Annotated in this window: 17 protein-coding genes; 7 read left to right on the plus strand and 10 right to left on the minus strand. The window is 60.4% G+C overall.

Annotated features, from left to right (window positions below; all coding sequences use genetic code 11):
* Window positions 1-43: 43 nt before the first annotated feature.
* Window positions 44-328 carry a hypothetical protein gene (locus AC50X6_RS11565; RefSeq protein ID WP_494966352.1) on the plus strand — a complete coding sequence of 95 codons (285 nt, stop codon included), beginning with the start codon at window positions 44-46 and terminating at the stop codon, window positions 326-328.
* A gap of 88 nt (window positions 329-416) precedes the next feature.
* Window positions 417-1181, plus strand: a complete 765-nt coding sequence (locus AC50X6_RS11570) for a M78 family metallopeptidase domain-containing protein (protein ID WP_494966353.1) — start codon at window positions 417-419, stop codon at window positions 1179-1181.
* Between the two features lie 116 nt (window positions 1182-1297).
* Here the strand turns inward: AC50X6_RS11570 and AC50X6_RS11575 are convergent, their stop codons facing one another.
* The gene (locus AC50X6_RS11575; protein ID WP_494966354.1) at window positions 1298-2275 is read right to left on the minus strand and encodes a MurR/RpiR family transcriptional regulator; all 978 of its coding nucleotides are present in this window, start codon (window positions 2273-2275) and stop codon (window positions 1298-1300) included.
* A gap of 42 nt (window positions 2276-2317) precedes the next feature.
* Between AC50X6_RS11575 and AC50X6_RS11580 the strand changes: the two genes are divergently transcribed.
* From AC50X6_RS11580 to AC50X6_RS11590, 3 genes are read left to right on the plus strand one after another with little or no spacing between them, the layout of a single operon-like run.
* Window positions 2318-3706 (plus strand): MFS transporter, encoded by a 1389-nt coding sequence (locus tag AC50X6_RS11580; RefSeq protein ID WP_494966355.1) that lies wholly within the window; start codon window positions 2318-2320, stop codon window positions 3704-3706.
* Window positions 3693-4145, plus strand: coding sequence for a hypothetical protein (locus tag AC50X6_RS11585; RefSeq protein WP_494966356.1), 453 nt, complete (start codon window positions 3693-3695; stop codon window positions 4143-4145). The genes AC50X6_RS11580 and AC50X6_RS11585 overlap by 14 nt, the downstream gene beginning before the upstream one ends.
* A 3-nt stretch (window positions 4146-4148) precedes the next feature.
* A complete protein-coding gene (locus tag AC50X6_RS11590) occupies window positions 4149-5378 on the plus strand; it encodes a metal-dependent hydrolase family protein (protein ID WP_494966357.1) in 1230 nt (409 codons plus the stop codon).
* A 298-nt stretch (window positions 5379-5676) separates the two neighbouring features.
* Here AC50X6_RS11590 and AC50X6_RS11595 read toward each other — a convergent pair whose 3' ends face one another.
* From AC50X6_RS11595 to rhaI, 8 genes are all read right to left on the minus strand, one after another.
* A complete protein-coding gene (locus tag AC50X6_RS11595) occupies window positions 5677-5802 on the minus strand; it encodes a hypothetical protein (RefSeq protein ID WP_494966358.1) in 126 nt (41 codons plus the stop codon).
* The gene (locus AC50X6_RS11600; RefSeq protein WP_494966359.1) at window positions 5799-6149 is read right to left on the minus strand and encodes a hypothetical protein; all 351 of its coding nucleotides are present in this window, start codon (window positions 6147-6149) and stop codon (window positions 5799-5801) included. The genes AC50X6_RS11595 and AC50X6_RS11600 overlap by 4 nt, the downstream gene beginning before the upstream one ends.
* A complete protein-coding gene (locus tag AC50X6_RS11605; RefSeq protein WP_494966360.1) occupies window positions 6146-6436 on the minus strand; it encodes a DUF4192 family protein in 291 nt (96 codons plus the stop codon). The genes AC50X6_RS11600 and AC50X6_RS11605 overlap by 4 nt, the downstream gene beginning before the upstream one ends.
* Before the next feature lie 869 nt (window positions 6437-7305).
* Window positions 7306-9891: a tetratricopeptide repeat protein gene (locus tag AC50X6_RS11610; protein WP_494966361.1), complete on the minus strand. Its 2586-nt coding sequence runs from the start codon at window positions 9889-9891 to the stop codon at window positions 7306-7308.
* 101 nt (window positions 9892-9992) lie between these two features.
* Entirely contained in the window at window positions 9993-10301 is a 309-nt protein-coding gene (locus tag AC50X6_RS11615; protein ID WP_494966362.1) for a hypothetical protein, read from the minus strand.
* Window positions 10302-11179: 878 nt separating this feature from the next.
* Window positions 11180-12697 carry a rhamnulokinase gene (locus tag AC50X6_RS11620; protein ID WP_494966363.1) on the minus strand — a complete coding sequence of 506 codons (1518 nt, stop codon included), beginning with the start codon at window positions 12695-12697 and terminating at the stop codon, window positions 11180-11182.
* Window positions 12694-14748, minus strand: coding sequence for a bifunctional aldolase/short-chain dehydrogenase (locus AC50X6_RS11625; RefSeq protein WP_494966364.1), 2055 nt, complete (start codon window positions 14746-14748; stop codon window positions 12694-12696). Before AC50X6_RS11625 ends, AC50X6_RS11620 begins: the two co-directional genes overlap by 4 nt.
* Before the next feature lie 2 nt (window positions 14749-14750).
* Window positions 14751-15917 (minus strand): L-rhamnose isomerase, encoded by a 1167-nt coding sequence (gene rhaI, locus AC50X6_RS11630; RefSeq protein ID WP_494966365.1) that lies wholly within the window; start codon window positions 15915-15917, stop codon window positions 14751-14753.
* 189 nt (window positions 15918-16106) lie between these two features.
* Between rhaI and AC50X6_RS11635 the strand changes: the two genes are divergently transcribed.
* Window positions 16107-17126, plus strand: a complete 1020-nt coding sequence (locus tag AC50X6_RS11635) for a LacI family DNA-binding transcriptional regulator (protein WP_494966366.1) — start codon at window positions 16107-16109, stop codon at window positions 17124-17126.
* 609 nt (window positions 17127-17735) lie between these two features.
* Here AC50X6_RS11635 and AC50X6_RS11640 read toward each other — a convergent pair.
* Window positions 17736-19181, minus strand: a complete 1446-nt coding sequence (locus tag AC50X6_RS11640; RefSeq protein ID WP_494966367.1) for an arabinose isomerase — start codon at window positions 19179-19181, stop codon at window positions 17736-17738.
* 786 nt (window positions 19182-19967) lie between these two features.
* Here AC50X6_RS11640 and AC50X6_RS11645 point away from each other — a divergent pair.
* The gene (locus AC50X6_RS11645; RefSeq protein WP_494966368.1) at window positions 19968-21284 is read left to right on the plus strand and encodes an ABC transporter substrate-binding protein; all 1317 of its coding nucleotides are present in this window, start codon (window positions 19968-19970) and stop codon (window positions 21282-21284) included.
* Window positions 21285-21312 lie beyond the last annotated feature (28 nt).

Below are 21312 nucleotides of genomic sequence, written 5' to 3' on the forward strand. Positions count from 1 at the left end.
CCCCTGGCCGGGACCCAAGGAGCAGAAGTCGCGGACGACGTCGGTGGTTCCGGATTGCTGGTGGAGCCACACCGAGATCGTTGCCGAGCTATACGCCCTGCACCGGGCGGAACTGGCCTCCCACGCCAGCGACGACCCCGGTTTCGGGCCGCTCGCCTTCCACGAGCGGCTGCCACACGCCGTCGAGCGCCTGCGGACCCATACCCGGACTGCCGGCTGTGTCGGCCTACAAGCGCACAAGGACCCCGCGCTGAGAATCCTGCGGCTGGACGCGCCGAGCTTCGTTGAGTGGCAGGTCGCTTCCCACCAGCTCGGTGACGAGTTATGAAGTCATGCAGTCTGCGTCTCTCAAGACATGAATGGGTATCCGCAGGGTAGTCCCGGCGGGAACCCGAGAAGCTTGGAGGGCGGCTGTCGTGGCCCCTGAAGGTGAAGACGTATCCATCGAAGTGGCGGCGGATGCCGCGTTCAGCGCTAGCGACCGCGGCAATGAGCGCATGACACCGGAAGAACGCATCGCTGCCTTGACGGATGGTCTCCACAAGATCCTGGAACAGGCCGTTGAATCTCCGTCGCACTGGCAGGTGCTGCTGGACGCCTCGGCAACATTGTGGCGATACTCGGGCGGCAACGTTGCCCTGCTCATGATGCAGATGGCCCAGCGCGGCACCGAAGAACCCCCCTGGTGGCCGGCGGCGGGCGAGCGGTTGCCGCATGGCGCCGTCGACGATGGAAAGAAAACCGTCATCACCGGTTGGCGAGGCCAGGCAGTTTTTGACGTCTCGCAGACGCAGGGGACACCGCTGTTGGTGCCCCGCGGCGGCGCCGCCGCTGGCGTGGATGCAGGTGAGCTGCGGCGATCCCTTGCGGCCGTCGCCGGCAAGCACGGGTTCGACGTCGATGTGACGGACGCCCAATACGGGCTCACAAGCGGCTTCACGGACTTCGCCGGACACCGGGCCCAGGTCGGCGCCTGGCTGGGTCCGGAAGAGCGCACAGCGGTCCTCGCCCACGAGCTTGGGCATGTGCTGCTCCACGGACCGGACGACGAGATCGGCCGGCTCTACGGCAGCAGCGCGGACCACCGGGGGCTGGCTGAAGTTGAGGCTGAATCCGGAGAAAGCGTTGGCCAATGCGGCAGGCAAAGCCTTCAGCTTCGTTTGCTCTTCAAGCATCCGTGACTTTGCCGAGATGATGTGACGCTCCTCGAATTTTTCAGCCTCAAATTCGGGCAGCGCATCGTATCGAGGGTCATGGGCCTTGTGGAATTGGGCCCACGGTGACCGGTTCCGGAGCCTTAAGTCGTTGGCTGGATGCGCGGAACGGAGCGGTGGAGGAGCTTGAAGATTTGCCAGCCTTCCTCCACGGCCGTGAGACTTTCCCGGGTCCGGGCGGGATCTACTCTGGCCAGCGTGGCCACGATCCCCTGCTGGGCAGCCATCGCGGCAGTCAGGGACGGGAAAAACGACGTCCCTTCCGCTGGCGTCAGTACGATCTCGTCAGCAGATTTTTCAAGTGCAGGCGATATGTTGTCTGCGAGGACAATCACTTTGGCGCCGCGGGCCTTTGCCTCCGCCGCAGCAATGACAGCAACATCGTAAAGTCTCCAGTAGGAACAGACGACCAGGGTATCGGCCGCCGTCATTCTTGCGACATGGTTGGCGATCATCGCGGGACTGTCCAAGAGCTGCCTGGCGGGATAGCCGGCGATATGGACGTTATGGACGAGGGCATGGCCGACGGCGGCGAAACTTCCCTGGGCGGTGACGTAGATATTCTCTGATGAAGCGAGGATTTCCGCGACCCTGGTGATGCGTTGTTCGTCGAGATTCCGAAGCGCCGTTGCGAGGGAATCAGCGTCTTGCCGTAAAGAGGCACGAAATGGTGATGCCCCGGTGGTGTGTGTCTCAGATACTTCCAGCATGGACAGATGCGCAAGGTAGCGTGCCCGAAGGTCTCGTTGCAGGTCGGGCCATCCCGCGTAGCCCAGGCGCTGGGCGAGCCTCGTGACGCTGGAGACGCTCGTCCCGGCCAGCTCCGCCAGTTCGGCGGCAGGTGCGAAACTCGCCTTAGCCGGTTGGCTTGTCATGAGACTGAATACCTGTTGAGTGCTGCCACCTAACTCTCTGCCGGGGAGGAGGGAACGTAGCCAGTCGTCGACGGAATCCGCCTCCCCTCCAGCGGCGACAGAGACAGGATGACGTGGCACATCGGCTCCTAACTGCAAAGTTACTTGCAGGTACCTATTGATTGCACGGTTTATTGCACCTAGCATGGCACATTATCTGCACTTACATTAGCCCCTGAGGAGATAAAGGTGTCCCTTTCCGCCCGGCTTGACCGGCTGCCACTGAGCAAGCCGCACTATGCTTTATTGCTGATTGGAGGGCTCGGCTACACCTTCGATGGAATGGACAGCGCCATCGTGGCGTTCCTCCTGCCAGATGTACGAGAGGTCTTTTCCCTATCGTCCGGCCAGCTCGGGCTCGTGGCCTCGGCGTCCCCTTTCGGTTTCCTTTTTGGTGCCTTGCTCGCCGGATATCTCGGCGATACCTTGGGCCGGAAAAAGGTCATGATGTATGCCTTGGCGCTGTATGCGACGGCATCGTTGGTTGCAGCGCTCTCCTGGAACTTCGAGATCTTCCTCATCGCCCGGGTACTGGCCGGGCTGGGGGCCGGAGCAGAAAGCGCCATCATTGCCCCGTTCCTGTCAGAGTTCGTGCCGAGCCATCGGCGTGGCTGGTTCATCGGGGCGTTGGCCGGATTCTTTTCCTTCGGTTTTGTTGCCGCCGCCCTTATCGGGCGCTTCGTCGTCCCGGTGTTTCCTGAGGGGTGGCGTTGGGCGCAGGTGATTACCTTCCTTCCAATTGTCATGCTGCTTTGGTGGCGGCGTTCCCTGCCCGAGTCTCCCCGCTTCCTGATGAACGCAGGAAAACTCGCCGAGGCCGAGAAGGTAGTTCTCGACTTCGAAAACAAGGTCATGGTGTCCACCGGCAAGGAGTTGCCGGCGACCGATCCGAACCATGCAGAGGAGCCGGCGCCCGAAAAGTACTCCTTCGGGAAAGCCTTTAAGTTCCTTTGGGGTCCACAAATGTGGCGGATCACTTCCGTGACCTGGCTGATCTGGTTTGTCATCACCTTTGCCTACTACGGGTTTTTCTCCTGGATTCCGACACTGCTGATCAGTAAGGGCCTGACAGTCACCACGAGCTTCACCTTCTCGCTGTACATCTACCTTGCACAGATTCCGGGGTATTTCAGTGCTGCCTGGGTCAACGAAAAGCTGGACCGCAAGTACACAATCGCCATCTACCTCATCGGATCGGCGATCAGCGCGTTCTGGCTCAGCTCCATGACCGACCCGGTCTGGATCACTGCCGCAGGGATCGCGCTGTCATTCTTCCTCAACGGCACCTACGCCGGCGTGTACGCCTACACCCCGGAGGTCTACCCGACCTGGCTGCGGGCAACAGGCGTTGGCCTGAGTTCCTCCTTCGGCCGGGTGGGGTCCATCACCGCACCGCTGCTTATCGGAATCTTCGCAGCCCAATGGGGATTCGCCGGAGTATTCGGCATGACAACCGCGGTACTCGCAGTCGGGGTCATCTGCACGCTGCTCTTCGCGGTGCGCACTAAGGGCAGATCCCTCGAGGACATCACGATGAAAGAAATCAAGGGCAAGGAGTTCATCCATGAGCGGCCGTGAAGTCAACACCCTGCAGGAAGTTGAGGAGGCTGTGAAAGAAGCGGTCGGATTCAAGCTGTTTACGATCCTGGCCTTCCGGGACCAGGGCCGGCAGATGGAGAGAATCCATTCCTCCCACCCGTGTGAATACCCCGTAGGGGGACGAAAGGATGTCAGCCGCGATGTGGCCGCGGATTGGTTGGATGCATGTCTGGTGGAGCAGCGGCCGTTTTTCGGGCCGACCCGAGCGGATGTCGAACGGATATTCAAAGACGCCGAGCTCATAGCCAGCCTGGGTTGCGGATCGATCATCAACGCACCGGTCCTCCGGGGAACAACCACGGCCGCCGTGTTGAATGTCCTGGCCGCCGAGGGCGCCTACACAGAGCGGGACGTTGACAAGGTGCTGGACATTGCACATCGCTACACCACCACAATTTTGGAAGCAAAAGGAGAATAACCGATGACCCAGGACCTACTTATCAAAAACGCGTCATACCTCAACGTGGCCGAAGGGCACTATGAGCAGGGCGACATCAAAGTGTCAGGAGGTTCAATCACCCAAATCGGGTCAGGCCTGAAAGCAGACGGCGAGACGGTCATTGACGCCACTAACAAATTCGTCCTGCCCGGCCTTATCGACTGCCATGTCCACGTGACAGCGGCAACCGCAGATCTGGGCCAGCTCGGCGAATGGTCCCCCAACTACGTTGCGTTCAACACCGCCAAGCTCATGGGTGAGATGCTGGATCGCGGCTTCACCACCGTCCGGGACGTAGCCGGTGCAGACTTCGGAATTCACGACGCCCAGGCAGAAGGCCTCCTCCGCGGCCCCAGGCTGTTTTTCGGTGGCAAAGCCCTTTCACAGACCGGGGGCCACGCAGACCCCCGCCCCCGCGGACGGAATGCCTACGACGCCGGTTCCTGCTGCCCGCATATCGGCCGCCTGGCTGATGGCGTGGACGCAGTACGGCAAGCGGCCAGGGACGAACTCCGCAAGGGCGCCCACCACATCAAGATCATGGCCGGGGGAGGGGTGGCTTCGCCCACAGACCGGATTGATTCCACCCAGTACTCCCTTTCTGAAATTGAAGCTGCCGTGGAAGAAGCGACAGCCGCGAACCGCTATGTCACAGCGCACGCATACACCGGCAGGGCGATAAACCGCGCCCTGCGTGCCGGTGTCCGCGGCATCGAGCACGGCAACCTGCTCGACGACGAGTCCCTTGAGCTCTTCAAGGAGTTCAACGCATTTCTCACCATGAACCTCGTGACCTACTGGGCACTGGAAAGGGAAGGCCGCACGTTCGGGCTTTCCCAAGAGAACTGGGAGAAGGTAGCAGCCGTCCTCGACGGCGGCTACGAGGCCCTGGGCAAAGCCCATGAAGCAGGCATCAACCTTGCCTATGGGTCTGATCTGCTGGGTGGAATGCAAATTCACCAGGCCAAGGAATTCACTGTCCGGGCAAAAATCATGCCCGCCATCGACGTCATCCGCAGCGCAACGACCACCGCAGCCGCACTTCTGCAGAGGGAAGGCGAACTCGGCACCATTGCCGTGGGAGCCCACGGTGACTTCGTCATCGCCTCAGAAGACCCGCTCAAGGACCTGACGGTGCTTGCTGAAACAAGGCTGGACTACGTCATCCAGGATGGCGCAGTCGTCAAGAGGGGAACGTCCACAGAGGACTAGAAAGAACACAACAGACTTTCAGCGGCGGGTGTTGCGCGGGGGCTCAAGGTGTGCATTGGACCGGGAACAATCCCTCGCAACAGGAAACCGAAGCGGCGTATCAGGCAGAGCGTCATCCCGACATTCTGGAAGGTCACGGTCAGGGCTGGCACAACAGCCGGGGCTTAGATCAGCGGCCGCCTTCGCCCGGTCGTCGGGCATCACCCACGCCACCCCAAATCCGAAGTTACGTTTGTGGTGACGTGCGAGATCCCCGCCGTGGCGATGATTTTGCTGTTATTGGGGTGGCTTCTTCTGTCTACTGCAGGTTCAGGGGGATGGGCTGGCCGATGAGGTCGAAGGCGCGGTACTGGAGCGGGGTGGGTAGTGCGAGGGACTGGACGACGGGGGTGTAGGGACTGGAAGCTGTGCGCGGGCTGTTCACCGACTGTGGTGCGGGTTGGGGGGGGGTGCGTCGAGCATTCCTGTCCAAAGCATCCGGGCCTGATCCATCGCAGTGCCTACGTTCAGGCGCTGAATGGATTTCACGCGCCTTTCGACGGCGTCCGCGGCTTGGGTTTCTTTGGTAGGGGCCGGCAGAGCGATCCGGTTTGTGGAGGCGATGGTGCTGCCGCGGTAGACAAATTCGGCGTTGATCTGGCTGTATTCGGTCGCGGCTAGGGGCAGAGACGGTCCGTCACCGGGCTCGCCGTCGTATTGTGAAACTGCGTCGTCTCCTACCAGGAGCCCGTCACGGATGGTCATTCCCCGCTCGGCAAGGGCGCCTGTCAAGGCTGCGATGGTTGCGGCGTGCGGCCTTGCGAGGCCGGCCTTGCGGGCAGAGACGTGTACACAGCGAAGAGCACGCTGGCGGCCTTGGCGTCGTGGGCCAGGTATCCGGCGATGGTTTGTGCGTAGCTGATTTCTGATCCGGGCTTCGGCAGGTCAACGGGCAGGGTGGCGCCGACGTGGTTATCGGCGAGAGTGATGCAGACGAGGCTTTCGCGGGGCCAAAACCCCAGGGTGTGTCCGATGAAACTCAGCACGTCGGCGGGGGTTTTGATGGTTAACGCTTCCATGGCCTTTCTCCTTTATCAACTGGCGGGCACCGGTCGTGCCTGTCAGATCTCGGCGTCATTCTGATAGAGGAGCCACCGCTGGGTTTGAGGGGCCGGAGTGCAATTTGGGGAACCGGTCACGACCCAAGATTTCGCGAGGAAATAAGCGACGGAGGAGCGCCGAACGAAATCTTGGATCGCGATCGGCGCATCGCGCCCTGGTTGCGTGGAGGGCCCGCCCAGCGATGATAGGGAATCAGAATGACAAACAGCGAAGATGCTTCTGGTCATTCATGGGGATGTTTCGGCGGCACGGCATGACGCTGGAGAGTCCTATTGATCCAGGCGAATTTATTGGATGCGCTGGGCGTCGGAGCGCGTTTCTAGGGCAAGTTCGGCGCGTTCGAAGAGACGCGGGTGAAGTTGCGTTCAGGTGCCCGGATAGGGGCTATGAGCTTGCTGGATCGCTTGGCGAGGATCAGCTTGTCCCGTCGGAAGCTACCAGGCTCCCGATGGGTCGTATTTGCAAGAGCCGAAGGCGGCAGCCGCATTTCGATGCGCCAGGTTCAAGGTGGACGGCCAGAGGGGAGAAGTAACCCAGCGCTGACCAAGAGAACTGCGAACGTTCGCCGACCAAGTAGAACATCCTCAGTGCGACGGCTGACCTGCTGCAGTTTCTTCTAAACCGGATCACGTACGCGCGTACAGGATCCGGTTGAGAAGAGCCAGTACGCGCCGTATCGCTCGCGGCTTTCGCAACTTCACCGACAACCGGCTCCGATGCCTACTCGCGGCCGGCAAATGTCGCTACAGAGTGATGCGTTTCAGCCCAGTCTTGGTGGTAGTTCGTTGCCCTGCTGTGCTGGCTGTCTCTACCCAATCACTAAGAGTCAGGAAATTAGCTTCGACAATTGATGCTTAAGGTTGTTTGTTGATCGCTCCAGACCGGCTCCGTATGCTGCTGGGTTACCAGTTTCAGCGTCAGCCAATACCCCATAGATCTTCACGGCCTTCTGAGTAGCATCCACTGCCTCATGCAACTTGCCCACCTCCGATAACTGGTGTCCCAGGTTGTTCCAAGCTCGAGCGACTTCACGTCGGTAGTTGTTGGGACCGCCGGTGTTTGTCAAGGAGTCATAGATCCTCATGGCCTCCTGCGTAGGTGGGATAGCGTCCTTGTTTCTACCCATCCCCGACAAGGTGGCGCCGAGATTAACAAGAGACAGTGCTAGGTCCGGCGAGTAGACGTCCGGGTTGCCCGTCTCCGCGTCAGCTAAATCCCTGTAGATATCCACCGACTCATTTAACGATTCCAGGGCATCACTTCCCTTATTCACGGCCGACAAGCGGTTACCCAGGTTACTCAGTGCTCCTGCCAGCTCATGTCGAAATGCGGCGGGATCGCCGGTAATGGGGCTGGCCAGCAGCCTAAATACTCGTACGGCTTCCTCCGTGGCCGCCAAGGCCTCCGCACGATTCTCCCACGGCAATTGGTATCCGAGATTGGATAACGACGCAGCCAAACCAGGCCCGTAAGCGGTGACGTTGCCAGTATTCGGGTCAGCCAAAATTCTGCGAATCTCGACCGCTTTCTGCGTGGCGGCCAAAGCCCCCGAGGTATCACCTACGGTTGATAACGTAGCTCCGAGGTTGCTCGAGGCCATTGCTACGTTGGCAAGGTGTGATTCGGAATCGCCGCCGTGGGGTAAAGCAAGGGACTTATAGACATTGACAGCCGCTTGGGATGCTGCCACTGCCTCCGTCTGCTTTCCCGACTTCATTAACATCGGACCGAGATTACTCAAAGCGATGGCCAACGCGGGGCGGTAAACGTCGGAGTCGCCAGTCCCCTCCTGAGCCAAGAGAGTCAGAATCTGCACAGCCTTTTCTGTGACCTCGATGGCATCCTTATTTCGGCCGATATTGGTATACCGGTACCCCATGTTTAGGAGAGAACTGATGTGGTTGGAAGGATCATTCTTCATGTCTGCCATTGATGACAGTTTCAAACGATACTCAGCAAGGAGAACAGCTGCTTGGTCGAATTCTATGTCTATGCCTTCAGGCAGATGTTGGGCGAGCAAAGAAAGCATGGTGGCATCTGAGCGGGACAATTCTACGAGGCGAGCCGCGGTAGTGCCACCACCGGCTACCAGTAGAACTGGATTTTCTCTTAAGAGCGGCCCCAACGTGTCAGTGAAAACATGAGGCCAGCGTGATGCTGCCTCAACCAACGTTGTAACCATGCGTCTTGCGTATGCAGGCAACGCCACGGGATCCCTTATTTGCGTAGCCTCACCTGACGTTACCAACTGTGACAAGGCAGCGATCGCCCAAGCGTCGTTGAAGCCTTGTTCCTCCGTTCCAAGAAGTGAAAGTGCAATAAAGTCCTCAGCCAGACGGTCCGGAGCCATCGACTCGAGCACCGTTCCGACCGTGTTCGATGGATACGCGAGATTATGATCAGCAAGCACTTGGTCTGCATCCGGCAAGGAGGAGGCTATGCCGGTGGCCCGGACGACTTGGAGGCCTTCGTCATACGACATTGCGGAAGTAAGCGCTGCCACAAAACTAGCATGACCGATCTGGCGCGCCGTCGCTTTTATCCTGTTTGCCTGTTCGAGCTGGTTCCATCCACTTCGTTCTCGATTCAACAAGTATTTCGATAGATTTCGACCCGAAGGAATGACTAAACCCCGGGCTGTCGCATCAGTCGCTGACAGTGCAGCGATGTGCAGGGTCAGTGCGTGCTCGTTAGCCAGTGTCCCTATATTCTCGGGAATGGGAACGCGTACGGAGCTGTCTAAACCAAGGTATGGGGCAAACGCTGCGACCGCTAAACGGAACGCTTCGGCAGTGTCCGACCCATCACGCGCTAGTCCCGCAGCCAGCGTCGGAAGAGCAAACGTATCAACGTCACCTATTCCAACATCAAATAGTGCGTCCTCGAGGGTCGGCCACCACCCGCCAGTACCACGCGCTATTAACAGCACACGGACCGGGCCAGGCAAATAGACATGAGCTGCAAACAGGGCGATCAAATCAGATGTTGGCCACCGGTCTGCATAATCGACAACGACCAACAGCCCGCTGCCTTTTTTCGCTGATGCAGGAGTGCTTTCATGACCCAACTTATATGACGTGGTGTGGAAAGCCTCTGCCACGGCCCATCCCGATGCTGCCAGAGTACGCGCAAATTGCGATGCCAGCCGGGTCTTGCCCTGGCCACCTACAGCGTGAACGACCCGCACTACCACCCGTTCGGGTCCCGAAGCCCAGCTTGCCAATTCGGCAAGTTCACTTTCGCGGCCCACCAAGTCGACCACCTCATATTGTGTTGCTAAGAGCCGACTGGGAAAATTGCGGGCCATCAACGGCGACAATTTTGGCAAGGATGAATCAAACGGACGCAATCGAAACGGAGGGTCGCCTCGAAAATTCCATATGTACTGGTCGCCATCTTTGACGGCGTACACATGGCCGCCATCACTCAGATTATTTTGCGTCCTAGGGTGTCTTTCCTTGCCGTCAGGGGTGCCAATGAGATTCTTTCCAGTGAACGGTGAAAATATTCCCATCAGTCTTGACCCGGCTTAGATTTCTTACTAAAGGTTCGATTCACGTACTGGTTACCGTTCATAGAACCAAAGACGTCCCCTTGCTCGGAGTAGTTCACCTGAACATCTTTACCCGGATCATATTCATCATCACGGGGGCCTGACAAAAGGGCGCCAATTCCCAGCAAAACTGACACGACAGCTAGGACGAATCCCCAAAGCCCGAGCGCATTGCCAATGCCACCCTGGCTGCCTATGGCGATGAGCACCATGACGACGGCAACGACGGCAACGGCCGATGCACCTACTATCAAAAAACGGCGTATCATTCCGTCATGATGCCACGGAAAAACTAGCCATACCAGCGCATGGCGGGGGCTGCCCCCGGTTTTGTTGACTCCTTGAACTAGTGAGCTGGTGCTCGTGGAAGGATGTTGACCATGCCCACGGCTTATGGGGCGGAGTTCCGCCAGGATGATATTGATGTGGACCGAAGGGCCGCTCGATCACGATCACAGTCTCGCGCGAAGGAACGACAGACCCCCGTTATGGCTGGCTGCCAATACAAAATCGCGGTCGAAGTGCAGACTTCCCCGCACCGCTGCCAGGTAGCCGGTCGATGGAAGGGCGCAATCCCTCGAACTCTCGCATAGGTGAAAGCTGGCATCGGGAAGCCCCGTATGACCTGCCCGATTTATCGCTCAGTGACGGTCCCTCAACTGGCGCCACCAGCCGTCTCGTAACCCTTACGATGAGAGGCGTATCGACGGTCGCATGATTGTCTCGCGAAGGAACGGCGGAACGCCGCGAGCCGGCGACTCTCATAACTATGTGTCGAAACCTCACAGTTGAATCGTCGGTACTGACCATTAGTTACGAGACGCCGTTGAGCCGTGGAGCCGTGGAGCGGTCGTGACCAAGTTGATCTGATACGCGAGGGTATCGACCCGAACTCTTGCGATGGCACGATCGGCGTCACTGTCCGCCACACGTTTACCCCACGTAAATGATGAAAAACGGTGAAATGTCACGGACTTGCTTTGGCTCCAAAAACGCCTAGATTCCGCGGACTAAAAAGACTACGTCTGCCCTTGGCATCCAATGAAATAGACTGTCCCCTGAGAAGAGGTCAGGAGTTCGAATCTCCTTAGCTCCACTGTAAAAGCCTTCTGGCCTCAGGAAACGTGGGGTTGGAAGCATGTAGCCCTTAACCAATCTGTGATGGCTGATATTTCGTGAGTTTCGTTCCGGCGATGACAAGTTTGCGGAGGTCGGCAAGCCTGCCGCTGGCCCGCCCGGCGGCTCGAGCCTGGATGAGAATGTTACCCATGGCGGTAGCTTCGACAGGCCCTGCGATGACTACTTTTCCGGTGGCGTCTGCCGTGAGTTGGCACAGGAGCCGGTTCTGTGCACCTCCGCCGACGATATGGACGACATTAACCCGTCGATCTGCGAGCTGCTCGGCGTCGGCGATTGTCTTGGTGTACCCAGCTGCGAGGCTATCCAGAATGCAGCGGACAATGCATGCTGGCTGGTCCGGTAGGACTGCACCTGCGTTCCGGACGGCGGCACGGATGCGGTCGGGCATACTGTCCGGGGCGATGAAGCAGGGGTCATCGGGGTTGATGTGCGGGCCCCCGCGTGGAAGTGTCCCGGCAGCATCCAGCAGTTCGCCGAGCTCCATCTCGGAGCCTTCGGAGGCCCAGGTGCGCTGGCATTCGCTGAGTAGCCAGAGGCCCCCCACGTTGCGAAGGTAGCGGACGGTGCCGTCCACGCCGCGCTCGTTGGTGAAGTTCGCGGCACGGCTGGCCTCGGTGAGTACGGGTTGGCGCAGCTCTAGTCCCACCAGTGACCACGTGCCGGAGGAAATGTAGGCAAAGTCCTCCTGATCTGCGGGGACGGCGGCGATGGCGGAGGCGGTGTCATGCGATCCGACAGCAACCACTTTGGTCGAAGATGGTAAACCGGTGCGAGCGGACGTCGCCGATGTAATGGTTCCGGTGGTTTCTCCGGGCTGGATCAACTGCGGGAAGAGATCCGAGGGCAGGCCCAGCGCCGTGAGGAATTCGGTGGCCCATTCTCCGGTCACGGCATCAAAGAGCCCGGTGGTGGAGGCATTCGTGGCCTCGGTGCGGCGCTGCCCGGTCAACAGAAACGAAATCAGGTCCGGGATAAGCAGTGCTTGGACGCCGCTGAGTTCCCGCTCGCTGGCGAGTTGGTAGATCGTGTTGAACTGTAGAAACTGTAGTCCCGTTGTGGCGTACAGCAAGGCGGGGTCCAGCTGCCGGTGGACCACGGCAACTGCCGGGCGGCTGCGTTCGTCGCGGTAACTGTACGGCTGGCCCAGCAGCTCGCCGGCAATGTTTACGAGCCCATAATCCACGGCCCATGTGTCGATCCCGATGCTCGTGATGGTTGTCCCGCGCCCCGCGGCCATCTTTCCCGCGGCGGAGAGGCCAGTGAGGACCTCGGCGAAGAGTGCCTCGAAGTCCCAGCGGAGGCCGCCGTCGAGTTGAGTGGCACCGTTCGGAAAGCGGTGCACCGTCTCCAGCGTCACGCCGCTCTTCCCTGCGCCGTCGGTGACTCGCCCGAGGACTACGCGTCCGGAAGAGGCTCCGATGTCGACCGCGGCGAACAGACCGTCTTCGGGCACCGCCCCGTAAACGGCGGCCGGCGCCGTGCCCGGCAGCGATGGGGTAGTGACTGCTGCGTACTTCGATTTCACCGGAGGAAGGCGGCGGCGACGCCGGCGTCCACAGGGATGTGGAGGCCGGTGGTGTGTGACAGTTCATTGCTCGTGAGCACCGCCGCGGCGTTAGCGACGTTTTCCGGCAGAACCTCGCGCTTGAGAAGGGTGCGCTGGGCGTAATACTCGCCCAGCTCCTGCTCGTCGACGCCGTACACGGCCGCACGTTTGGCACCCCAGCCGCCCGCAAAGATCCCGGAGCCGCGAACCACGCCGTCAGGGTTGATGCCGTTGACGCGGATACCGTATTCGCCCAGTTCTGCTGCAAGAAGCCGGACCTGGTGAGCCTGGTCTGCCTTGCTGGCGGAGTAGGCAATGTTGTTCGGACCCGCGAAAACGGAGTTTTTGGAGGAGATATACACGATATCACCGCCGAGACCCTGCTCGATCATGACCTTCGCAGCTTCTCTGGAGACCAGGAACGAGCCCTTGGCCATGACGTTGTGCTGCAGGTCCCAGTCCTTCACTGTGGTCTCCAGCAACGGCTTGGATATGGACAGTCCAGCGTTGTTCACTACCAAGTCCAGCCCGCCGAAGGCCAGCACCGCAGCGTTGACCGCTGCTCGGACCTGGGCTTCGTCAGTAACATCAGCCTGAATAGCGATCGCGATATCCGGACCGCCGAGTTCAGTGGCGACAGCCTGGGCGTTCAACAGATTCAGGTCCGCGATGACCACACAGGCGCCTTCGGCCGCGAGCCGGGTGGCGGTGGCCTTGCCGATGCCCGACGCCGCACCCGTTACCAGTGCGATGCGGGTCGAGTGGCTCTTTGGCTTCGGCATCCGCGCGAGCTTGGCTTCCTCGAGGGACCAGTATTCGATCCGGAACTTTTCTGAATCCTCGATCGGCGCATAGGTGGAGATGGCCTCAGCTCCGCGCATGACGTTGATGGCGTTGAGGTAGAACTCGCTAGCCACGCGGGCGGTCTGCTTGTCGGCTCCGAAGGAGAACATGCCCACGCCAGGGATGAGAACAATGACTGGGTCCGCGCCGCGCACCGCGGGGGAGCCGGCTTCGGCGTGGCGGACGTAGTAGGCGTGGTAGTTCTGGCGGTAGGCGGCGTGGAGTTCCTTCAGCCGCGCTACGCAGTCCTCGATCGAGGCGGCCCCGGGCAGGTCCAGGACGAGTGGTTTTACTTTGGTGCGCAGGAAGTGGTCCGGGCAGGAGGTGCCGAGCGCGCCGAGCCGGGGGTGCTCAGCGCCTTCGAGAAAGTCCAGGACGACGGCGTCATCCGTGTAGTGGCCGATGACCGGATGGTCTGTGGAGGCCAAGCGTCGGATCGCTGGTCCCAAGGCTGCGGCTTTCGCCTTCCGTTCTGCTTCCGGCAATGCGGTGTAGCCGGGGAGCGTCGGACCAAATGGTGCGGTCCGGCCGCTGTCTGCGATGTACTTTTCGGCCTGTTCTATGATCCAGAGGGAGTTGGCTTCTGCCTCTTCGCTGGTGTCGCCCCAGGCGGTGATGCCGTGGCCACCGAGGATGACGCCGACGGCCTGCGGGTTCGCAGTCTTGATGTCGGCGATGTCCAGGCCGAGCTGGTACCCGGGCCGGCGCCACGGGACCCAGCCCACTTTGTTGCCGAAGACTTTGGCGGTGAGGGCTTCGCCGTCCGCGGCGGCGGCGATCGCGATCCCGGAGTCCGGATGCAGGTGGTCTACGTGAGCGGCATCGACGAGGCCGTGCATGGCCGTGTCGATCGACGGCGCCGCGCCTCCCCTGCCGTGCAGGCAATAGTCGAAGGCTGCCACCATTTCGTCCTCGGCTTCGACGCCGGGGTAGACGTTCTTCAGCGCTTGCAAACGGTCCAAACGGAGGACCGCGAGGTTTTCAGCTTTCAGGGTGCCGAGGTCGCCGCCGGACCCCTTAACCCACAGCAGCTGCACATCTTCGCCTGTGGCGGGGTCCTTTCCGGTGCCTTTGGCCGAGGTGTTGCCGCCGGCGAAGTTGGTGTTCCGTTTGTTTGCGCCCAGCCGGTTGGATCGGGCGATCAGATCTTCAACAGTCCGGATGGTGTTGTGGGAAATGTTGCCCATGCTTACGCGCCCCATCCGGCTTGCTGTCCGCCTACGCGGTCCTGATTGATCTGTTTCTGGTAGCCGCTTGTCTTGAAGGCGGCGATCGGATCTGCGGGCAGTCCGCGGGATTCGCGCCAAGTGGCCAGGACCGGGCGGACATCGGTGTAGAAGGCGTCGTTGAAGATGGCATTGGCCGCCAGAACGTCCTCGTCGCGCTGCGCCTCGGCCAGGGCCGTGGTGTCCATCAGCAGGACCCGGGCGGTCATTTCCTGGACGTTGAGGACCGAGCGGATCTGGCCCGGGATTTTTTCCTCAAGATTGTGGCACTGGTCCAGCATGAAGGCCACGTTGGAGTCTTTGCCGTAGCCGCCGCCTCGGATGACCTCGTACATGATGCGGAACAGCTGGAACGGATCCGCGGCACCGACAATCAGGTCATCGTCCGCGTAGAAGCGGGAGTTGAAATCGAAGGATCCGAGTTTGCCCAGACGAAGGAGTTGGGCCGCGACGAACTCGATGTTGGTTCCCGGAGCGTGATGGCCGGTGTCCAAGCAGACTAAGGCTTTTTCGCCGAGCGCCAGCGTCTGGGCGTAGGAGGTGCCCCAGTCCGGGACATCGGTGTGGTAGAATGCCGGTTCGAAGAACTTGTACTCCAGCACCAGACGGTGGTGCTCCCCGAGGGCTGCGTAGATTTCCCGGAGGGACTCGGCCAGACGGTCCTGCCGCCCGCGGATGTCGGCCTGACCAGGGTAGTTGGTGCCGTCCGCCAGCCAGATCTTCAGGTCCCGGGATCCGGTGTAGTGCATGATGTCAATGCACTCCAGATGGTGACCGATCGCCCGGCGGCGGACAGAATCGTCGGACGATGTGAGGGATCCGAACTTATACTCGTAGTCCTGGAATGTGTTGGAGTTGATGGTGCCCAGACCCACCCCGAGGTCTGATGCGTAGTCGCTGAGCTCAGCGTAATCGTCCACCTTGTCCCAAGGGATGTGTAGGGCCACCGTTGGGGCCAGGCCTGTGAGTTCATGCACCTTGGCCGCATCCGCGAGCTTCTCCTGGATGGTCCGGGGGCTCCCTGGTGTGCCGAATACCCTGAATCGGGTTCCCGAATTTCCGTAGGCCCACGAAGGGACCTCGATGGCCAGCTCTTTGAGCCTGCCAAGAGCCACTGATATGTCGTTCACCTTGGTTCTTTCCTAAGCCAGTGGTGGGGATTCCGGGATCTAAGTCCTGGAATTTCAGAAAGGGTGTTGAAACGATTCATTGCTACGTTTCAAAGTACACTTGAAAACAATGGGGTGTCAAGCATTGTGCGGTGTAGGGGTATACCCGCCGGACGAGCCACCCACTAAAGCAGGCAGCACTGGAGGATGATGACGCGGTCAGTAAGCATCAAGGATGTTGCCAGCCACGCCCGCGTGGCCGTCGGCACGGTATCTAACGTCTTGAATCATCCGGACCGGGTAGCGCCCACCACCAGGGATCGAGTGCTCCACGCGATCGCAGATCTTGGGTTTGTTCGCAATGACGCCGCCCGCCAGTTGCGGGCCGGGCACAGCCGCACCATCGGGTTGATCGTGCTTGACGTCGGCAACCCGTTCTTCACGTCCGTGGCGCGCGCGGCCCAAGATGCCGCCGCTTTGCACGGCGGTGCCGTCCTGCTGGGTGACAGCGGGCAGGACGCTGACCGTGAGGCGCACTACATTGACCTCTTCCAGGAGCAGCGGGTCCTAGGTCTGCTGGTTTCGCCGGTAGGCGACGTCACGGCGCGTCTCGATCAGTTGCGCGACCGCGGGATCCCCACGGTCCTTGTGGACAGGCGCGCGGACGACTCACGGTTCAGCTCCGTATCCGTGGACGACGACGCCGGCGGATACCTCGCGGCAAGGCACCTGCTGGATTGCGGACGCAGGCGAATCGCGTTTGTCGGTGGGCCCGTCTCGATCCGTCAGGTGGCAGACAGGCTCAGTGGTGCGCGTCGGGCCGTGGACGAGTTTTCGGACGCAACTCTTGAAGTCTTGGTTTCCGATGACCAATCAGTTCTGGCTGGCCGAAGCGTGGGCAATGAGCTGGTGGAGCGGAGCGCAGCCATGCAGCCCGATGGCGTATTTTGTGCCAATGACCTCCTCGCCCTGGGCGTGATGCAGTCACTTACCATGACGAATTCGATCCGGATTCCGGAAGACGTCTCCCTGATCGGCTACGACGACATCGACTTCGCCGTCTCCGCAGTGGTGCCGTTGTCATCAATCAGACAGCCAGCCGAGGCGCTCGGGCGGACCGCAATCGAACTGTTGACTGAGGATCTCGAGTCTGATGAACCGAATCACCGTGCAGTCGTGTTCAAACCCGAGCTGGTCGTCCGACAAAGCACATCCGGCACTGTCGCATAGGCATTCGTCGGTGGGCAGCCGAATTCAGTACGCAGCAGGAAGCGGCCGGCAACCCCGATGTCGTCTCGTCCGTGGGTCATCATTCCGCCGCGGAAAGACCCTATGGACGCGTCAACAGTCCGGCGCCGCGCGATCCGCAGCGCGTGGGATCGGCTCGATGTCACCTGTCCGGTTCCGCCGCGAAGATGGCTGCGGAAGGAACCGGCTGCAACAGCCCCTGGACAGCTGGCGGCCACGGATTGGGGTGAGCCCGCGCCTCGTTTGCGGTCGAATTATGGGGTCAGACTCTGCTCGCAGCGTCAGCCACCCGGTGCGGGGGACCCCCACGCATTTTCGTGGGCGCTACACTTGGCTGCCACGAATCCAAGCGGCGATTGATGACCAGACCTGCCTCGCTTGCGCAGGGGTACACCGGACGAGTAGGGGTTCCGCAGCAGCGGCGCTCATTCTTGAGCTCGATCCCAATTTTTCTCAGCACAATGGGAATTCGCTCGGGAGATCTTCTACGTGGAATGGGCGGAAATCGACTACCGACGCAATAGGAGTCGCGGACTATTGCTCCGAGGGCTGATTGGGTGCGCAGCCCGGCGAAATCCTTAACGGCTCGAGTCAGACTTCGCGGAAGTCGATTCCGAGGAGGGACGCGGCGGCCTTGTAATCAGCGGCACGGTTGCCAATCGAGAGGGACCAGTGGTGGCCGACGCCGGTCGCTGACCAATCGTCCACCCACTCTCCGGGGTCTCGACCGAAGTCGACCCGACTGGTCGTGTTACCGATCTCGAGCAGTGGCCCCGGGACCACATTTCCCTCGGATGCGATGAACGAGAGGCCGCCGTCTCGATCCTGGCCGAGACCGAGGAGGGTAACCGGGCCGTGTTGCACGTCGAATTCGATGCTGATGCCCCAACCACGCTTACCGTGGTAGACGCCAAGGCCTCGCAGTAAAGGATCGCGGCCGGAGACTGCGACGTGAGCTGGTCCGTCGTGGCCCATCTCGACCACGTTGTCCTCGAAGTTGAGGGCCTGGATCTCGCAGAACGAGCCGCCGGCCCCCACCACCTGAGTTGCAAGCTGTGCGACGGTCGTGCGCAGCTCGTACTCACCGGTGGCCGGGATGCCGCGCGCGGTGAGCAAGGAGGCGCCCAAGATCATCCCGGCTCCCAACCGCTCGTGCTGCTCGCCGTCGAGGCCGCGGTGATAGTAGGCAAGGGTATCGAGGTCGAAGTCATCGACGAGACGGTCCAGGCCGACGGAAACGCGGGCGGCCCAGGTGAAGTCGACGTCGACGACCGTCTCGTCCAGGACGAACATCTCGCGCGCCAGGCCCATCCGTTCTTGAGTCTCGGCGTCGGTGACTTTATCGACGCGCACCCTCAGGTCGTCGAACTCGAGCACCTCCACATGGGATCCGAAGGTGACCGGCAGCAGTGTGAGGTCGGTTGAGACGTCCAGCATGCCCGGATACACGTGGCCCATGAGCCCGTGGCGGGCGTGCCGGAGCGCGGCACGGACGTGGGCCGCGTTGATCCACCGCTCGATGCGGCGCCATGCTGAGTCCTGACGGAGGAACCCGGACACGGACCGGAATGGGATCCCGGCCCGCTGGAATACGTTCCCGACCTCAGGCACGGGGCACTGGCCGCAGTAAGCGAGCCACGCGCCGGTGTCGAACCGCGAGTGATCCATCTTTTCAGTGGGTTGAAGGTCGATCACCAGAATCGGAGTGTTCGAGCGCTTCGCGATCGGAAACACCATTGATGATGTCAGGTAAGTCGTGAGGAACAGTACGATGAGGTCGCAGTCGGCCCGCCGCAGCTTGTCTGCAGCGACCGCGCCCTCTTGCGCATCCGAGATGAAGCCGGCATCGGTGACCTCGGCGTCCATCCCGGCGAACCGGTCGGCGACGTACCTGGCAGACTCTTTGAGCTGCGGCAACAGGCCGGGAAACTGCGACCAGTAGGTTCCGAGCCCGCCTGCCACAAGGCCGATGCGGGTCTTTCTTCGGGCTTTCGGGTGGAGTAGGTTGTGCGAGGCTGTCACTGACATGGTCATCATCTTTTCTTAGTGAGTCTTGACCAGCAGCGGCCGGGATATTCCCCGGCCGAACGGCGCGGGTGTACGGCAGGGAATTAACGCAATAGTGAATCGATTCATTTTCTGACACGGGGGCCGTATTGTCAACCCTTCGAGCCCCCGCAGCGGCGGAGATCCGAGCGAGGATACTGTCCAGCACGAAGGCGATGCGGCAATGGTCTTGGACTGCCGGCATGGGCCGGCGGCGGGGACCAATAAGCATACGGGCCGTGGATAACGCCTGACGGATGTAGGCCCAGGACCAGCCGGTGAGAGCAGCCTGCTCATCGAAAATCACGCCCCCAAGCTTTCCCTGCCGCCTGCTCATATTCGGTTTCGCAGTCCGTCATGATGTCCCTGCGCGTTCCCTCTGGCGGGCCCATCCGTCATCGTTGGCACCGTGCCCGTCGCTGCCCGTGATCTTCTTGCACGCTTCCCAAGTGAGTTACGCACCCCAGCCCGCGAGCGCCTTGGGCGAGTCTCGTCCATGCGTTGACAGTCAAGGGCGACGGGTTATAGAGTTCGCAAAGATCCAGATTGAAACGTTTCGAACGTTCCTGGAGGAAGACCTGGAGGAAGAGGTGAGAGCGAGCCGGTGTGTATTTTCTACGCTGGTATCGGTGTTGCTCGCGGATACGCTTGCACTGCCGAATGCTCAAATCACGTTTGCCCGCTAGCAGTCAGGACCTGACCGTTCCTATAGCGGATATACCGATCGGATCTGCCAAAACGAGCCATAGAAGTCTCTGCTATTGAAAGGTAAATCAAATGCGCAAAGAAATATCGCGCCGTATCTGTATTCGTACCTTGGGCGCGGTTGTTGCTTGTGTCCTTGCTGGTGCTGCCCTGAGTGGCTGTGAGGCACCTTCCAATAATGAACTCAGCAAAACGGACGTCAACCTCCGCATCTCATGGTGGGGTGGCGATCTTCGCCATGAAAGAACACAGAAGGCCATCAAGGCGTTCGAAAGCAAGTATCCAAACATTCATGTCACCGGTGAATTTGCCGATTGGGGTGGATATTGGGACAAGCTCGCAACATCGACAGCCGGCGGCAGCTCGCCTGACGTAGTTCAGCTCGATCAGCTGTACTTGGCCTCGTATGCGGACCGAGGCACGCTCATGGACTTGAGCACTCTGGACAAGCTCGACAAGACAAAGTATGACCCAGCGATTCTGGATAGCGGGCGGTCGAAGGGAACGCTTTACGCCATGCCGATTTCGAGCACGATCGCATCAATCGCAGTCAACCAGACTTTGCTCGATGAACTCGGGCTTAAGCTTCCTGATACGGACACTTGGACGTGGTCTGATCTCGAGAAATTCTCGACTTTGGTGGATCAAAAATCGGGAGGCAGCATCCGGGGGTTCGGATTACTCGAAGGCGAGTTCTCGCTCCGGATCTATGCACGCCAGCACGGGGAAGAACTCTTCGCCGACGGTAAGATCGCGATCAGCCCCGATACTCTTGCCGGATATTTTGAGCAAAACAAGAAATGGACAGAAACGGGTGTTGCGGCTTCCGCCGGCGCGTACTCCGAGACCTCCGCCCTTCCGGTTGACCAAACGCCCTTCGCTAAGAAAAAGCAAGCCATGAGGTTCCTCCCCGGGCCTCAGACCGCGGCTCTCATCGCGGCGACCGGGGGCGCGCACATCATCCCGGTCAAGCTTCCGACCGACGATGCGAACAAGACCGCGTATGCATACGCGAAGCCGGGAATGTACTGGGGAGTGTCGTCTCAATCCAAGCATCCCGCCGAGGCCGCACTGCTTGTCAATTTCTTGGTGAACTCGCCGACCGCTTTTGAATCGATCGGGACAGAGCGCGGGATTGCCGCAAACCCGGACGTTCGCGAATCCCTGATTTCCAGTCTGAGCCCTGACGACAAAGTCGCTTTTGACTACATCACCGATATGACGAAGCGCCTCGGCAAGGCTCCGGACATCGTCCCAAATGGCGCCAGCGAAATCGACAAGGTGCTCCAGCGGTATCTGCTCGAGGTACTTTTTGACAAACGGAGCGCTAAAGAGGCCGCCACCGGGCTGATCGATGACATTCAGAAATCCATCGACGCAGCCAAATAGCAACGTCAGTCCGGCAAGCAGCCCGACA

This window comes from Pseudarthrobacter sp. HLT1-7 (genome assembly GCF_059383435.1).

What these genes read in the sequence shown, in the direction of transcription:
- AC50X6_RS11575 (WP_494966354.1), bottom strand. Translation starts at nt 2,275, where the DNA reads ATGCTAGGTGCAATAAACCGTGCAATCAATAGGTACCTGCAAGTAACT.
- AC50X6_RS11585 (WP_494966356.1), top strand. Translation starts at nt 3,693, where the DNA reads ATGAGCGGCCGTGAAGTCAACACCCTGCAGGAAGTTGAGGAGGCTGTG.
- AC50X6_RS11590 (WP_494966357.1), top strand. Translation starts at nt 4,149, where the DNA reads ATGACCCAGGACCTACTTATCAAAAACGCGTCATACCTCAACGTGGCC.
- AC50X6_RS11605 (WP_494966360.1), bottom strand. Translation starts at nt 6,436, where the DNA reads ATGGAAGCGTTAACCATCAAAACCCCCGCCGACGTGCTGAGTTTCATC.
- AC50X6_RS11615 (WP_494966362.1), bottom strand. Translation starts at nt 10,301, where the DNA reads ATGATACGCCGTTTTTTGATAGTAGGTGCATCGGCCGTTGCCGTCGTT.
- AC50X6_RS11625 (WP_494966364.1), bottom strand. Translation starts at nt 14,748, where the DNA reads ATGGGCAACATTTCCCACAACACCATCCGGACTGTTGAAGATCTGATC.
- AC50X6_RS11635 (WP_494966366.1), top strand. Translation starts at nt 16,107, where the DNA reads ATGACGCGGTCAGTAAGCATCAAGGATGTTGCCAGCCACGCCCGCGTG.
- AC50X6_RS11640 (WP_494966367.1), bottom strand. Translation starts at nt 19,181, where the DNA reads ATGATGACCATGTCAGTGACAGCCTCGCACAACCTACTCCACCCGAAA.
- AC50X6_RS11645 (WP_494966368.1), top strand. Translation starts at nt 19,968, where the DNA reads ATGCGCAAAGAAATATCGCGCCGTATCTGTATTCGTACCTTGGGCGCG.